This is a genomic window from Chitinophaga niabensis (genome assembly GCF_039545795.1).
GTDB lineage: Bacteria > Bacteroidota > Bacteroidia > Chitinophagales > Chitinophagaceae > Chitinophaga > Chitinophaga niabensis_B.
In genome coordinates this window covers 1,227,648-1,241,091 of the sequence record NZ_CP154260.1, presented here as the reverse complement: position 1 = coordinate 1,241,091, position 13,444 = coordinate 1,227,648, and the positions used below count along the sequence as shown (strand labels likewise).

Sequence of the window (13,444 nt, the reverse complement as noted above, 5' to 3'; positions counted from 1 at the left end):
GGCGGCAGCCGTGATATTCAGCAGGTAACGGAAGCTTAAAACTTCCCCGTTTCTTCAATCAACGATGCCATCAATTGCTTTGCTTTGGTATGCTTCAGCAGAGGCGCAATCTGTCCTCCCCAGAAAAACACCATATTCAATTTCTCCTCCTCTATCAATGCCTTCCGCAAGGGCGACATAAAAGTAGTCTGTAAAGGGAAAGGCAGGAATTGTTTTTCCTTGCCTGATAGCTCCGTAGAGATCCGGTTGCTTAAACCACGGCCCAGCCTCCCGGTAAATGCCCTGGATAAAACCGTACGTTCTGCCGCTTTGGAGAATAACATCTGTTTATGAACAGGCAAGGCGTTGGATTCATCACAGGCCAGGAAGGCCGTACCGATCTGGGCAGCATCTGCTCCTAAAGTTAAAGCAGCCGCTATTCCACGGCCATTGGCAATACCCCCTGCTGCAATAACCGGTACTTTTACTTTTTCTTTGATCAACTGCAACAACACAAAAGTACCTGTGACGGAAGTTTCCGCCGAAGCCAGAAAAGAAGGTCTGTGCCCGCCTGCTTCAAAACCGGAAGCAATGATCATATCAACACCACTTGCATCCAAAGCTACTGCTTCCTCCAAAGTAGTAGCAGCGCCTACTGTAATGATGCCCAGCTTGCGGCATTGCTCCAGTACATCAGCAGATAACATTCCAAACATAAAACTGAAAACCTTCGGACGGATATCCAGGATCACCTGCAACTGGTTTTCAAAACGCGAAGCAAAAGAAGCGGGCTTACCGGGTAAGGGTATGCCTGCTTCTTCAAAATATGGTTTGAATAATTGCTGCGCCTGTTTAAATTGTTCATCTGTAACCGTACCATTCACCGCATCAGTATCCGATACCCATAAGTTGATGTTATAGGGTTTATCAGTTGCAGCCCTGATCTGCCTGTTGATCTCATAGATCTCCTGTGGTTCCAAAGTATAAGCGCCATAACCTCCCAGTCCGCCCATATTTGATACTGTAGCTACCAGCTCCACGGAAGAAAGCCCGCCGCCGAAAGGCCCCTGCAAAATGGGATAATCAATCCCCAATAGCGCTGTTGCTTTTGTATTATACCACATAACGTTAGTTTTGGTCACTCATCATTTTGGTAACGATGACCCAGTTATCATTGATCTTGTGAAACGACAGGAACTCATGGTAATGGAATTCAAACATCTTCACCCTCACTTCTGCAACAGCAATAGAGTTCACCACTTTAATGTTCAGGATCTCTCCCTTAAATGGTTTACCTGAATCTTTTGGACTTTGGCGGCTTTTTACGGCATCAATGTATTGCTCATATGTTTTTGCATATGGCTGGCCTTTCACATCGCCAAAAAGTAAAGCATTCGGATAAAATATGCGGTTCATTGCATCAAGATCTCCTTCATAAATACCCTGGAAGTAATCTTTCTCCAGTAGCTGCGAAATTATGCTTTCTTGTGTTTTCATGATCTGTTAGTTAAGATTATGACCGGCAGCCAGGCCACCGTCTACATTAATGATCGCGCCATTGATGAAATTACTTTTAGCAACGGCCAGCACCATCTCCGCCACATCTTTCACTTCCCCCACCCTGTTCACGAGATGTAAACCTGCAGTTTGATCAGCATTATCACCATGCATAGGTGTACGGATGGTACCGGGAGCAACCGTATTCACCCTGATATTATGCCTGCCGAATTCAGCCGCCAGCTGAACGGTCAATGCATGAATAGCACCTTTGCTGGACATGGGCGCCGTAATAGGCACGCCACCAAAAGCCTTATTAACAAGCGGTGTACCGATATTGATCACCACACCACCCCGTTGTTGCAGCATAGCCGGGATAACCGCCTGCGTGGTAAAGAAAGTACCTTTCAGGTTAGTGGTCAGAAAACGGTCCAGGTAAGCTTCGTCCACTTCAAGGAAAGGCCTGGTTTCAAAGATCCCCGCATTATTCACTAATACGTCCACTGAACCAAATCTCGTAATGGCTATGCGCACCAATTCTTCCCCGGTTTCTTTGTGGCTGATATCTCCTACCACCATCGCGAGGTTGGCGCCAGCGCCCAATTCCTGGTAAACCTGTTCCAGTTTTTGCGCTGTGGTGGAATTAATCACTACGTTATCGCCATTCTCCAGGAAGTACCTGGCTACTTCTTTTCCAATACCGGAGGAAGCACCTGTTATAATAATGGTTTGTTGTTTCATTTTGTTTATTTTTTATCAGCTGTAATGCCTTGTTCTCTTAATACGGATACCTGTTCCCCTGCGTAACCCCAATCATCCAGTCCTACTTCCTGTATCACCACATGGGTCAGGTGCGGGTCTTTGTTGAGCACGGCTGTGATCAGATCAGTTACGCCTTTAATAAGTTGCTGTTTTTGCTGACGGGTAACCCCTTCCTTCGTCAGTTCAATTTTAATGTATGGCATCTTAGTTAGCTTTAGCGGTGAGTGTTACATTCAGGTCGAAGTCGTTATAGATCAACGTATCTCCAAGGTTTTTGAAGAAGTTGCCGGAACGGAACTTAATGCCGTAAAGGGTACGGTCCACCACTATCTTACCTGCTGCTTTAAGGGTATCCCCGGCAACGGTAACGAGTGCATCAAAACCAATAGGATGTGTGATACCTTTAATGGTAAGGTCTCCCTCTACGTGATTGTTATTCACAGCTGTGATCTGGAATACAGCTTCAGGATATTGGGCGGAGGCGAAGAAATCTTCAGAAGCCAGGTGACCTGCAAACTGATCATTGGTAGCCGGATCAGTAACGTCCAGGATCCTGATGGAAGTAGTGTCTATAACAAACCTGCCACCAGCGAGTTTACCTTCATTTACAGCAAGGGAACCTTCTTTAATGGCGATGGTACCAAAGTGTGAACCGGTCACTTTCCGGCCTGTCCAATCGATATTGCTTTCAGCAACGGCGATTTCAAAGTTTTGCTTTTTCATTGTTTTGAGTTTTAATTGATACCTCAAAGTTGATGAGAAAGCGTGAAGGCATTACGTGACCTATATCACATTAGAATGGAGAGGGGTATTTTGTGATCTATGTCACATTTAGCCGGCTCAGGGTTTCCCGGGATACACCCAGGTAAGCGGCAATTAAGTGTTTGGGAACGATGTTATATAATTCAGGGTACTGCTGCATGAGTTGTTCATAACGTTGCTTAGCATCGTTATTCATAAAGGATAACAATCTTTTCTGTAAAGCCACAAATCCCCTGTTGGTACGCCAGCGGAAGAAATACTCTACGCCAGGTATTTCCCGGCAGATCTTTTCCCTGTTGCTATTGGAAAGGCTTAGTACTTCGGCATTTGTGATACAGTCGACATTAATCGTTGCGGGGTTGCCGCTATATAGCGCATTAAAATCGGAGACCCACCAGGTAGGCATGGCAAACTGCAGGATGAACATCTTTACATCATCATTGATATAAAATGATTTCAGGCATCCATCCAATACAAAATACTCGTGTTCTACTTTCTCTCCCTCGGAGATGAGGGCCTGGCCTTTTTTGAAAGACTGCCGGGTAAAATGCGAGAAGAAATAACCGAACTGCTCCTCTGTTAAGGAGATCGTTTTAGCGATATGCTGTTTTAATATTTCTTCCGCATTCATTTGTGCGTAAAAGTAATATATTTTTACGCTATCGCCATACGCCCTTCCTGGTACCAGCAGTGAAATACTTTTTCAAACGCATCAAAGATCCTGTTTACGATCAGGTGCGCATTCCTTATCTCTGTTTCATCTGGCTGGTAGTCGCTCTCCTCTTCTTCATGCAGCGCATGGTTTGCTTCCGAATGCGCATGCACCTGGCCAAAGTATTCCAGTTCATCCTGCCGGCCCATATTGTTCACCAGTCTGAACACCGGATCATTAAAGCAATCAAAGGTAGCTTCCAATGCTTCAATGATCACCAGCTTATAGAAGGGCGTGTTATAGGTCTTAACCAGGTGGATACTTTCATATACCACCTCCCGGGCCGCACTGTAGGGGGCAGACCAGATCTTTTCAAACATCGTTGTTCCGGGATGTTGCAGGAATGCTTTACCATAGCTGATACGTTCCAGGTCTTTCAGGTACCATTGCCAGTGAAAAGAGTCTTCATCACAATGTGTGTTCACGCTTTGCTGTAAGGGGTCTGTGCTGTTTTCAACCTTCATGGTATCCAGGATATCTTTAAATCCCATCACAAAAAAAAGCATCACAGGAGTGAATCCTAAGCGGGATTCCATGGCCAGGGAAGCATCATCGATCATTAAACATAATGGGGAACGGCGGAGTTGTTGCTGGCGGTTTTCCAGCACTTGCTGAATGTATTGCATGCAGGTGTTATTTTTTGGCAAGCTACATTTTTGCTTCCTGCTGTATTTACACGTTTGCGCGAAGTGTCAGGAATACTACCTGAAATGCTTATATTGTAATATGCTGTTAGAAAAAAGCATCCTCATCAACGCTACGCCCGCCAATGTCTGGCAGGTATTCACCAACCCGGAAGTAACCCGTAGGATGGGTGGCGAATATGTATCCAACTGGAAAGTGGGCAGCTCCTTTGGATGGAAAGGGTTGGATGGGAACATGTACACGCGGGGTGTTATCCTGCAGATAACACCCAACAAACTGCTGCAGCATCATCTTTTCAATCCGGATGAAGGGCGTTCGATATTGTCCACCATCACCTATGAACTGCAGGATAAGAACGGCAGCACTTTATTGCTTGCCAAAGAAGATCCTGTAACATCATATGAAGATGCTTCAGCAGGATGGGATGCTGCCTTGCAGGCGGTGAAAGAATTAGCGGAAAGCCTTTAATAAGTGCCCACTTCTATAGGTGTTTCACTAAATACATCCTGCAACCGGGAACGCCATCCGCTCAATGCTTCCTCCCTTTCTGCCGAAGATATCCTGGCCGGCCCGTATACCACCTGAGGCTGCAATACAGAGAACCCGGTGAACTGAAGTATTCCCCTGTGTAATGGTTTCAGCATACTAAGCAGATCACCATTAAACCCGTTCTTCAGATAATCCGCTTCTTTTCCACCGGTAGTAAGGGAGAGCAATGCCTTTTTACCACTAAAGATCCCTGTTTCATAAATATGCCCGCCTCCATAGGTACGGCCCATTGCAAATACCCTGTCCACCCAGCCTTTCAGGATAGCCGGCACACTGAACCACCACAAAGGGAATTGCCAGATCATCAGATCGCACCATTCCACTTTCTGCTGTTCTGCATCCAGGCCGGGAATAAAACCATTCACCTTTGTAGCATGTACTTCTTCCAGTTGCTGTTTGAAGAATTCCGGGTCAAGTGTACTAGTGAAATTATGCCTGTCTGATACGGGATTGAACTGCATGGCATACAGATCTGTTGTTTGTACTTCGTGCCCTGCTGCTTTCAATGTTTCTATCGCCTCATGGAACATAGCAGCGTTCATGCTTTTGGACTCAGGATGTGCGTATACGATTAATATCTTCATAGGGCCAAAATTACCGGCATGTTCGTTAATTTTGTATAGCTACAGCCCGTTGTACGCAACACACAAAAATGTAAGTAATGGCGAAAAGGAAATTAACATCCACCAATAGTATCAATAAAGAAACGCTTGCCAACTTCTGTGGGATGATCTACGCCGTAGATATACTGGGCGGAAGATGGAAACTGATCATCCTCTATAAACTGGAGAAACGCACCATGCGTTTCAATGAACTGAAAAAGATCATTCCCGGCATTACAGACAGGATGCTCACCCTGCATTTGCGGGAACTGGAAAGGGACGGATTGGTAGAAAGAACAGCCTATGCAGAAGTACCTCCAAGAGTGGAATACAGCCTGTCGGAAAGTGCCATGGCGCTTATTCCCATCTGGCAGGAATTGGAGCACTGGGGGCTTGCACATAAAAAACGCGCCCTTAACCTGGTATAGCTTTTCTCACAGCAGGCGCTACCTGCGTTCCAAACAATTCAATAGCGCGTAATACTTTATCGTGTGAGATATATCCTTTCACGATCTGTGCGAGGAAACGGGTATGTTTGAATAAGCTATGCTGATAGATGATCTTCTCCGTGATCTCCTTCACACTTCCTACAAACAAAGGCCCATCAGGCATCCGCAGGTATTCAAACTGCTCCCGCGTCATAGGATGCCACCCTCTCTCCTGCCCCACCCTGTTCATCAGTATCTCATAAGAAGGATAAAATTCATCTGCTGCCTGCTCTGAATCTTCTGCCACATAAAATTGCGAATTGATGCCCAGTTGTAACTTCTCCACATCATGCCCTGCCTCCAAAGCAGCCTGGCGGTAGAGGTTGATGAAAGGCACAAACTGCGCAGGTTTGCCACCAAGTATCGCTACCGTCATGGGCAGGTTCAATCTCCCCGCCCGCTTTGCAGAAGCAGGTGTGCCGCCAACTGCCAGCCATATGGGTAAGGCAGGTTGATAAGGCCGTGGATAAATACCCCGCTGCATGAAAGGCGCCCTGAACTTGCCCTTCCAGGAAATGATCTCACTTTCGTTGATGCGCAGCAACATCTCCAGTTTCTCTGCAAACAAAGTATCATAATCATTCAGGCTGTAACCGAACAAAGGAAAGGATTCCGTAAAAGATCCCCTGCCCGCCATGATCTCTGCACGCCCCCCGGAAACAAGGTCCAGCGTGGCAAAGTTCTGGAACACACGCACAGGGTCTGCAGAACTTAACACGGTAACGGAACTGGAAAGCCGGATGTTTTTTGTAACAGCTGCAATAGCGCCCAGCGCCACTTCCGGCGCTGAGATAATAAAATCCGGGCGATGATGTTCCCCCAATGCAAAAACATCCAGCCCTACTTCATCCGCCAGCTGGCCTTCCGCGATAATTTCCTGCATCCGTAAAAAAGATTCTGCTGCATGACCTGAAACGCCCTCAGGTTTCACTTCTCCGAACGTACTGATACCTAATTCCATGACCACAATTTATAAGTTATGTATAAAAGCCAGCATCAATCCTGTTAAGAAATGATGTGCTTTTGTTTCTTTCGTATCGCCCAACAAAAAGTTTTCATCATTGGGCTGATCAAAGTTCACAGGCTGTATATATTTGCCTGTTTGCCCGTATGCCAGCAACAATCCTACCCGCAGGTTGTATTTCTTTCTCCGCAGATTCCCTCCCAACTGGCAATGAAAATTATTCCATGCTGCAGTATAAGATGTATTTCCTGAACCGCTAGTGAACAAACTGTTATCCGCATAAGAGAAATCCGTTCTGAAGGAACAATACGCTATAATATGTTCCTTTACCTCGTAACTGGCTCCCAGGGCCATATTAAAAACAGCCTTGCGGGCATCTTTCAGTTGCAGTACTGCAGCCGTCAGCAAATTATTATTCCCTGTATCAGGCCGCAGAAAATATTCATTACGCGGCGTAACAACCCCATACTCTTTGATGGGCAGGAAATATTCCCCGGCCACATAGATCTGCCCCTTTGCATGATCATATGCATACCCCGCTGCTACACTCAGGGGCATCTTCCAGGTAGATTTCAGTTTGGTTTGTCTTGTACTGGCCAGCAGATGGATCATCTCTCCTGAATAAACATCCCTGATATTGGCAAGCGCCAGATCCCCGAACAAGGTAGCCCTTCCCCCAATACCTATCAATGGCGAAGAGATCAGCAGCCCTGCATGATGCCTGTTATGCTCATACGCCAGCCCGCCTTTTACACGGAAACCGATGTGATTATAGGACACTTCGTATAAAGCCTCATTACTGGCCAGTCTTAATGAAGAGCCGCCTCCATTGATCAATGCCCTTGAAACAATATTGTTACTATAACGCTGACGGTAGAACGAACCTTCTGCCGTAGCACCCACTGCCCATCTCTCATTTAGCCGGTAACCCGCGCTCAGCGATGCTGCGGATGATTTGATCTGGTTCTGCAAAGTCATCTGGCCAATGTAATATTCCGTACCCGGGCTGTAAGAATCATGTAATACATTCATCTGCGCCTCCTTCCGCTGGGAGGCAGAAAAATTAAGGATGGAAGAATTGATCAGGGCATAGGATACATAGAATGGTTTTTTCTTCCCTAACATCACCGTACCTGTGAGCATCTGTGGTATACTGGAAGTATTGCTGGACAGGAGGTCCTTTCCGGTGCCTGCCCCGTTTTTCATTTTAATGGACTCCAGCTGGTAAATACTCCCGCTGACGGACACCGCTTTTTTATGGGACAAAGCCAGCAGGGCCGGGTTATAGAACAACACCCCGCTATCTTTATTGTTAGCGATCACCGCCCCGGGGGCAAAAAACCCACCCGGGCCGTAGTAGGACGACCAGTAATTAGCATCCTGCGCACCTGCCGCCAGGGAACAGAGCAATAACAGGAAAAAGGTAAAATTCTTCATAAGCGGGGTACTACTTACTAATATAACAAAAAACTTATGCTCATAGTCATATACTTATAATATATAATTATTGTATATTTAGGGAACCTATACACCTATTATCCTATGCAAAACAACCAGCAGTTACTGACTGACACCTATTATGAAACCGTGGCAACTGAAATTTACAACCTGGAAAAGATCAGGGACCAGCGCGAAGAAGTGCCACGGATAGGCTCTCTTGAGCAGGCCAATGTAGTAAAAGCCTACTACGCCATGTTCCAGGAACAGGATTTTGACAAAGCCCGGCAATACTTCTACAAAGCCGCCCTTTCCGGGGAATACATGATCAAACGGTATAACTGGCGTTTCAATGGAGCCATTAACCTGATCGGTTACGCTGTATTAAGTGACCACAGTGGTCTCATCAAACGGTACAGCCTGCTCCCGGACCATTATGCCAATGAAAACATACTGGCATATGCCTACAACAAAGCCATACAGGATGTACTCACCGGTAAACGGCAGGACCTTGAAAAACAGATAGCCGTTATTAAAGCGCAAACCGCCTTTGCAGCCTGGCATGGATGTGCAGATGTATTTGAGGGCTTATTGCGGGATGACCAGGAGAAAGTGGAAATTGGCCTGCAGAAACTGATCAGAACGCATAACGACCGGAAGCTGAATGACCTGCAATGCAGGTACTTTTCAACGGAAGCAGCGGTGCTCACCAAACTGGCTTACCGCATTGGGATGTATGTACAAATAGACAGTTCCCTGGTGCCACAGCCCATACTGCCGCTCAGGGAACTGTACGAATATGATGGATACGAATTCTTTAAGGAACTATAATTTCACCCGCTTGCTGAGGAATGCCAGGTATTTGGTGTCTTCTTCGGCAAAAAGACCTTTGCCGCCCATCCTGTAAGCTTTTAACAGGTGTTCCAGGGCTTTATCTTCCTGTTTCATTTCCAGGGAGGATTGTCCCAATCTCATTTGATTGAATGAATTCAACTTGCCTTCCTGGCTTTGGATGGCGTTATTGAAGTACTTACCGGCATTTTCAAAGTCGTCCAGCATAAAGTACATGTTCCCGATACTGGAATATAACCAGGTACCGGCCTCCCATTCATGCTTTGGCTCCGGTACCAGCTCCAGCGCCTCCTTGAACTTTTCGATCGCAGCGGCATACTCTTCATCGTCCGCGAAATCGTTCCCCATTTCGGAGATCAGTTCTACCTGTTCATAAATTTCATCCTTTAAAATCTTTGCAGCCATTGTTTATCCACTTTTTGATTGTTGGCCAAATCTACTTCATATTTTTTTGCCCTCCATCACCTAAGCCTGAGATTCTCCACTTATACCTATCCATAAACCGAGGATAAGCTGTAGATAAGCCGTATCTATAAAGGACGACTTATCTACGGCTTATATACGGGTTATATACGGCTTATATACGGCTTATCTCTTCTAAATCAAAGAGAAAGGGTTGTAGATAACTTAGTTATCAATAGAATTATTATGGTATCTACTTTTAATTTAAAATCAGTTAGTTATATTTGTCCTAACAATTATCCCTTACCCTTTATGAAAAAATTACTCTTCCTGGCATTTGCAACCCTTGGTGTTTCCAATGCCTTTTCCCAAAGTTTCATGCATGGCGCAGGTGTTGGGTTCTATGTTGATAAAGTGGAAAATATGGATGCCCGGCTTTCTTTCGCCCTTACGTATTCTCCGCGGTTTAATTTTGTGGAAACGGAATCCATGTCTGTTTCCGTAGGTATCCCCATGAGTGTTGGTTTTTCCGGGAGTTATAACTATAGCTATAATAGCGGCTATAGCGAGGAAACTAATACCCTTGGTTTCATGTTCAACGCTCCCGTGATGGTGAACCTCAACCTGGCTGCAGGCTCTACAAAAGCTAACAGAAGCCGCATAGGAGGTTTTGTAGGTGGCGGATTCGGATATCATTACAGCGCTTCTACAGATTCGGAGTATTATGATGAAAATGGCGAGCCGGTTATTGTTGAAGGAAGTTCAACAGGCCCTGCTGCTAACGCAGGGATGCGCATCCGTGTTGGCGGAGGCCACAAAGCAATAGAGATCAGGATGTCTTACTTTAAAGGTATTACAGGTAGTAAGCTGGACCTTTTCGGTTTGGGTTGCGCATTTAATTTCTAAACAAAAAAGCAAGTCTTCGCGGACTTGCTTTTTTGTTTATACGGGCCTTTCTCTGACCCGCTACAAATCGAAGAACTGCCGCGTTCGGTTTATCCGGAGGTCCCGCAGGATACCGGCTTTTGGATTGATGGTGATACTGAACTGGCGGTAACTTCCGAATGGCACCAGGTTGATACTCATCTGCCAGCAGTGCAGGTCGCGGGAGATGGTAAGATTGGTATATGAGATCTGTTTTAACCGGAAATCGAACCCGCTGGAAACAATGATCTTCCATTTGGGGGTAAGGCTGAAATCCCCGTTAAAACCAAGGAATTGCTGGAATATGGTGGTATCGCGCAAACGGTCTACCGTTCTGCTGCGGGTATAGTTCAAACTGTAAGAAAGGTCCAGGCGCCAGGGAATATCAAAATCCACATAATCTCCCGGGTTAGCCCGCATCATTTCCATTTGCCGGCGTTTTTCTTCCAGCGCAGCATCCAATGGCACATCCCCGTTTTCTTCTTCCTCTTTCTTCCTTGCCTCTTTTTCCTTGCTCTTTTTATCCTGGCTCTGGAAAGAAGTGCTGATAGCGATATTGGCCTGCGTTAAACGGCCAAGGCTGAAGTTGCCACCTTTCCAGGTATATCTGTCTATACGCGTACCAACACTATCCAGCTGGTAAGGATCTAAAGTGCCGCCAAAGGAAATGTTTATTTTATCAAACAGGTTAGTACGGGCATTCAGGGAGAAAGGAGCCAGGTTGAAAGAATCTGCTACCAGGTTATAGCTGCTGCTGATACCAAAACCATCCAGTAATTTGATCTTACGTACACCGGAAGTATCCTTCTTTGATTTCACCTTCATTTCCAGGTTGTTATCCAATCCAAAGGTCAAACCCGCAAAGGTTTCTGACGGAGAGGGCCCAAAAGGCGCACCATCATAATAAGAGAACCGCTGGTACTTGTTCAGCGAAGCGTATGGCGTTGCAGGCTCCATGTAGTAATCCTTGCTGGCCAGGTCCGGAGAGTAACTGATACCAATGTTCGGGCGCATTACGTGACGCACGGCCTGTATAGTGGAATTCTTATTCTTGAAGCTATACATACCATATACTGCAGTAGCCAGTGAAGCACCGGTAGACATGGCGCTGCTCCTGAAGAAACCATTTTCGTAAATGGTATCGTAACGTTCTTTTACCTGGTTAAATTTCAACCGTAACTTGCGGATGTACCACTTCTCCGTATAGTTGATACTGGGAGAAAGCGTAAGGTTCTTAGCCACGGGGATGGACAAGGTAACCGGAATCTGGTGCTGTATACCTGCCTGCAGGTTATCAAACATTGCAGGGCGGCCAAAGGCGGTATCAATAAAACTCATGTTATTCCGCAGCAATGCATTATAACTGATCCCAATCTTCTCATACCAGCGTGGGGTGCCCGTCATTTCCTTTGCCTGGAAAGGATAGATAGTGTTCACGTTGAAAGAACCGTCCGGAAAGTTAATATTCACCTGCCGGGTGAGATTATTCTGACTGTGGTTCAGTGCCAATGTAAGGTTATACGGTTTCCCCTGCCAGCTTTTGGAATAGTTGATGGAAGAGCTCATGTTGTTATTGAGCCGCGTAGCCGCATCCGTTATATTGTACTGATTGTAAGAAGTAGTACCAAAATTCACACTGGCGCCAAAATTGGTTCCCGGCCTTGCCTTACCATCCATACTATGGCTCCAGGTTACCCTGAAGTCACGCGAGCGGGTGAATTCCGATTTGATCTCCGGGTCGCCACTGCGCGTATTGGCAAAAGCCAGGTTAAATCCTCCGTTATATTTATACCGTTTCCGGTAGGTAGGGCTTAAAGTAAGTCCCCAGCTCCCGTAGGAATATACATCTCCCCGTACGGTTAGGTCCAGGTACTCACCCAGCCCGAAATAATATCCCCCGTTTTCCAGGCCAATGCCTTTCTGCTGGTTCACCACGTATTGCGGTGGCAGCAAACCGGTACGTTGCCCGTTGCTGAGCGGGAAAATAGCAAATGGTATGAATAAGGGTGTGGGAATACCTTCAATTTCGAGGTTGGCAGGGCCGGACACGATCAGTTTATCAGGTATCACCTTGATCTTACGTGCTCTGAAAGCAAAGTGTGGCGTATCCAGGTTACAGGTGGTATAGCCGTTCCTGAAACCAAAAACAGTATTATCCGGCTGTTTCTTCACTTTAATGCTGCTCACAAATCCTTCCCCGTACTGTGCACGGGTCTGGAAGATCATGGCTTTACCGGAATTGAAATTGTACTGCACGGAGTCCATGTCTGAACTGGTGGTACCATCGTTCAATACGGCTTTGTCGATTGGCTTTCCGGCAGTGTCTATCCCCATCCGGGAGGTAAGGATGCCCGTTTGCTGGTTAAAGTCCATGGTATTACCCGTCAGCTGCGTGGCACCATATTTAACGTCCGCCTTATTATACAGGCGGAACTCCTTCTTTTTCACAAACATCACAATGGAGTCCTGCGCCTTATAAAATACAGGAGCGGTAAGACTATCCTTGGAGAGTTTAACGTTAGGTATAGTATCAGTCTTTACATTCACACTGTCCATGGTGAGGCTATCTACCGCTTTCCCCGGTGAAATACTATCAATTCCTCGTTTTATCACGGGACGAATAGTATCTTTCGGTTTGCGGGAGGTATCCGTCCATTCAGATTTAGCAGGAAATTTCACAGTGTGCGGCAAAGGAACCGTGTCTGTGAAAATTTTGTTAAAGTAGTGAGCCGGAAGTGCCGATGCGCGGGCATATGCGTCTATAAACAAAGGCGAGGCCAATATTAATAGAAGAATCAAAGGCAGGAATACCCGCCTTAAAATGTTTTTATAATTATTTTTGCAGAGAGGGTCCATGTGTTAAGCGGGC

Annotated in this window: 16 protein-coding genes; 4 read left to right on the top strand and 12 right to left on the bottom strand. The window is 46.1% G+C overall.

Annotated elements, in window-relative coordinates:
* Positions 1-35 precede the first annotated feature (35 nt).
* From AAHN97_RS05285 to AAHN97_RS05255, 7 genes are all read right to left on the bottom strand, one after another.
* Positions 36-1,103: an NAD(P)H-dependent flavin oxidoreductase gene (locus tag AAHN97_RS05285; RefSeq protein ID WP_343306512.1), complete on the bottom strand. Its 1,068-nt coding sequence runs from the start codon at positions 1,101-1,103 to the stop codon at positions 36-38.
* A gap of 4 nt (positions 1,104-1,107) precedes the next feature.
* A complete protein-coding gene (locus tag AAHN97_RS05280; protein WP_343306511.1) occupies positions 1,108-1,476 on the bottom strand; it encodes a nuclear transport factor 2 family protein in 369 nt (122 codons plus the stop codon).
* Positions 1,477-1,482: 6 nt separating this feature from the next.
* Positions 1,483-2,217: an SDR family NAD(P)-dependent oxidoreductase gene (locus AAHN97_RS05275; protein WP_343306510.1), complete on the bottom strand. Its 735-nt coding sequence runs from the start codon at positions 2,215-2,217 to the stop codon at positions 1,483-1,485.
* Positions 2,218-2,222: 5 nt separating this feature from the next.
* Positions 2,223-2,441, bottom strand: coding sequence for a tautomerase family protein (locus tag AAHN97_RS05270; RefSeq protein WP_343306509.1), 219 nt, complete (start codon positions 2,439-2,441; stop codon positions 2,223-2,225).
* Position 2,442: 1 nt separating this feature from the next.
* Positions 2,443-2,961: a YceI family protein gene (locus tag AAHN97_RS05265; RefSeq protein WP_343306508.1), complete on the bottom strand. Its 519-nt coding sequence runs from the start codon at positions 2,959-2,961 to the stop codon at positions 2,443-2,445.
* A 97-nt stretch (positions 2,962-3,058) separates the two neighbouring features.
* Positions 3,059-3,631, bottom strand: a complete 573-nt coding sequence (locus tag AAHN97_RS05260; RefSeq protein ID WP_343306507.1) for a Crp/Fnr family transcriptional regulator — start codon at positions 3,629-3,631, stop codon at positions 3,059-3,061.
* A 23-nt stretch (positions 3,632-3,654) separates the two neighbouring features.
* Positions 3,655-4,338: a hypothetical protein gene (locus tag AAHN97_RS05255; RefSeq protein WP_343306506.1), complete on the bottom strand. Its 684-nt coding sequence runs from the start codon at positions 4,336-4,338 to the stop codon at positions 3,655-3,657.
* 100 nt (positions 4,339-4,438) lie between these two features.
* Between AAHN97_RS05255 and AAHN97_RS05250 the strand changes: the two genes are divergently transcribed.
* On the top strand, positions 4,439-4,825 hold the full coding sequence (locus tag AAHN97_RS05250) for an SRPBCC domain-containing protein (protein WP_343306505.1): 387 nt from the start codon (positions 4,439-4,441) through the stop codon (positions 4,823-4,825).
* Here AAHN97_RS05250 and AAHN97_RS05245 read toward each other — a convergent pair.
* Positions 4,822-5,490 (bottom strand): NAD(P)H-dependent oxidoreductase, encoded by a 669-nt coding sequence (locus tag AAHN97_RS05245; RefSeq protein WP_343306504.1) that lies wholly within the window; start codon positions 5,488-5,490, stop codon positions 4,822-4,824. The two genes, AAHN97_RS05250 and AAHN97_RS05245, sit on opposite strands and share 4 nt — an antisense overlap.
* Before the next feature lie 77 nt (positions 5,491-5,567).
* On the opposite strand from AAHN97_RS05245, the gene AAHN97_RS05240 reads away from it, so the two are divergent.
* The gene (locus AAHN97_RS05240) at positions 5,568-5,936 is read left to right on the top strand and encodes a winged helix-turn-helix transcriptional regulator (RefSeq protein WP_343306503.1); all 369 of its coding nucleotides are present in this window, start codon (positions 5,568-5,570) and stop codon (positions 5,934-5,936) included.
* On the opposite strand, the gene AAHN97_RS05235 is transcribed toward AAHN97_RS05240, so the two are convergent.
* Both AAHN97_RS05235 and AAHN97_RS05230 read right to left on the bottom strand, forming a co-directional pair.
* Positions 5,923-6,957 (bottom strand): Atu2307/SP_0267 family LLM class monooxygenase, encoded by a 1,035-nt coding sequence (locus tag AAHN97_RS05235; RefSeq protein WP_343306502.1) that lies wholly within the window; start codon positions 6,955-6,957, stop codon positions 5,923-5,925. The two genes, AAHN97_RS05240 and AAHN97_RS05235, sit on opposite strands and share 14 nt — an antisense overlap.
* A gap of 9 nt (positions 6,958-6,966) precedes the next feature.
* Entirely contained in the window at positions 6,967-8,397 is a 1,431-nt protein-coding gene (locus AAHN97_RS05230; RefSeq protein ID WP_343306501.1) for a hypothetical protein, read from the bottom strand.
* A 105-nt stretch (positions 8,398-8,502) separates the two neighbouring features.
* Between AAHN97_RS05230 and AAHN97_RS05225 the strand changes: the two genes are divergently transcribed.
* Positions 8,503-9,228, top strand: coding sequence for an Imm49 family immunity protein (locus tag AAHN97_RS05225; protein ID WP_343306500.1), 726 nt, complete (start codon positions 8,503-8,505; stop codon positions 9,226-9,228).
* Here the strand turns inward: AAHN97_RS05225 and AAHN97_RS05220 are convergent.
* Positions 9,223-9,654, bottom strand: coding sequence for a hypothetical protein (locus tag AAHN97_RS05220; protein ID WP_343306499.1), 432 nt, complete (start codon positions 9,652-9,654; stop codon positions 9,223-9,225). The genes AAHN97_RS05225 and AAHN97_RS05220 overlap by 6 nt on opposite strands.
* A 309-nt stretch (positions 9,655-9,963) precedes the next feature.
* On the opposite strand from AAHN97_RS05220, the gene AAHN97_RS05215 reads away from it, so the two are divergent.
* Positions 9,964-10,557 (top strand): hypothetical protein, encoded by a 594-nt coding sequence (locus tag AAHN97_RS05215; RefSeq protein WP_343306498.1) that lies wholly within the window; start codon positions 9,964-9,966, stop codon positions 10,555-10,557.
* 60 nt (positions 10,558-10,617) lie between these two features.
* On the opposite strand, the gene AAHN97_RS05210 is transcribed toward AAHN97_RS05215, so the two are convergent.
* Entirely contained in the window at positions 10,618-13,344 is a 2,727-nt protein-coding gene (locus tag AAHN97_RS05210) for a putative LPS assembly protein LptD (RefSeq protein ID WP_343306497.1), read from the bottom strand.
* Between the last annotated feature and the right edge of the window lie 100 nt (positions 13,345-13,444).

Excerpts from the sequence above, each read along its gene's own strand:
- AAHN97_RS05270 (WP_343306509.1), bottom strand. The coding sequence starts at position 2,441 with ATGCCATACATTAAAATTGAACTGACGAAGGAAGGGGTTACCCGTCAG.
- AAHN97_RS05285 (WP_343306512.1), bottom strand. The coding sequence starts at position 1,103 with ATGTGGTATAATACAAAAGCAACAGCGCTATTGGGGATTGATTATCCC.
- AAHN97_RS05265 (WP_343306508.1), bottom strand. The coding sequence starts at position 2,961 with ATGAAAAAGCAAAACTTTGAAATCGCCGTTGCTGAAAGCAATATCGAT.
- AAHN97_RS05220 (WP_343306499.1), bottom strand. The coding sequence starts at position 9,654 with ATGGCTGCAAAGATTTTAAAGGATGAAATTTATGAACAGGTAGAACTG.
- AAHN97_RS05235 (WP_343306502.1), bottom strand. The coding sequence starts at position 6,957 with ATGGAATTAGGTATCAGTACGTTCGGAGAAGTGAAACCTGAGGGCGTT.
- AAHN97_RS05215 (WP_343306498.1), top strand. The coding sequence starts at position 9,964 with ATGAAAAAATTACTCTTCCTGGCATTTGCAACCCTTGGTGTTTCCAAT.
- AAHN97_RS05260 (WP_343306507.1), bottom strand. The coding sequence starts at position 3,631 with ATGAATGCGGAAGAAATATTAAAACAGCATATCGCTAAAACGATCTCC.
- AAHN97_RS05255 (WP_343306506.1), bottom strand. The coding sequence starts at position 4,338 with ATGCAATACATTCAGCAAGTGCTGGAAAACCGCCAGCAACAACTCCGC.
- AAHN97_RS05230 (WP_343306501.1), bottom strand. The coding sequence starts at position 8,397 with ATGAAGAATTTTACCTTTTTCCTGTTATTGCTCTGTTCCCTGGCGGCA.
- AAHN97_RS05240 (WP_343306503.1), top strand. The coding sequence starts at position 5,568 with ATGGCGAAAAGGAAATTAACATCCACCAATAGTATCAATAAAGAAACG.
- AAHN97_RS05275 (WP_343306510.1), bottom strand. The coding sequence starts at position 2,217 with ATGAAACAACAAACCATTATTATAACAGGTGCTTCCTCCGGTATTGGA.
- AAHN97_RS05245 (WP_343306504.1), bottom strand. The coding sequence starts at position 5,490 with ATGAAGATATTAATCGTATACGCACATCCTGAGTCCAAAAGCATGAAC.
- AAHN97_RS05250 (WP_343306505.1), top strand. The coding sequence starts at position 4,439 with ATGCTGTTAGAAAAAAGCATCCTCATCAACGCTACGCCCGCCAATGTC.
- AAHN97_RS05225 (WP_343306500.1), top strand. The coding sequence starts at position 8,503 with ATGCAAAACAACCAGCAGTTACTGACTGACACCTATTATGAAACCGTG.
- AAHN97_RS05280 (WP_343306511.1), bottom strand. The coding sequence starts at position 1,476 with ATGAAAACACAAGAAAGCATAATTTCGCAGCTACTGGAGAAAGATTAC.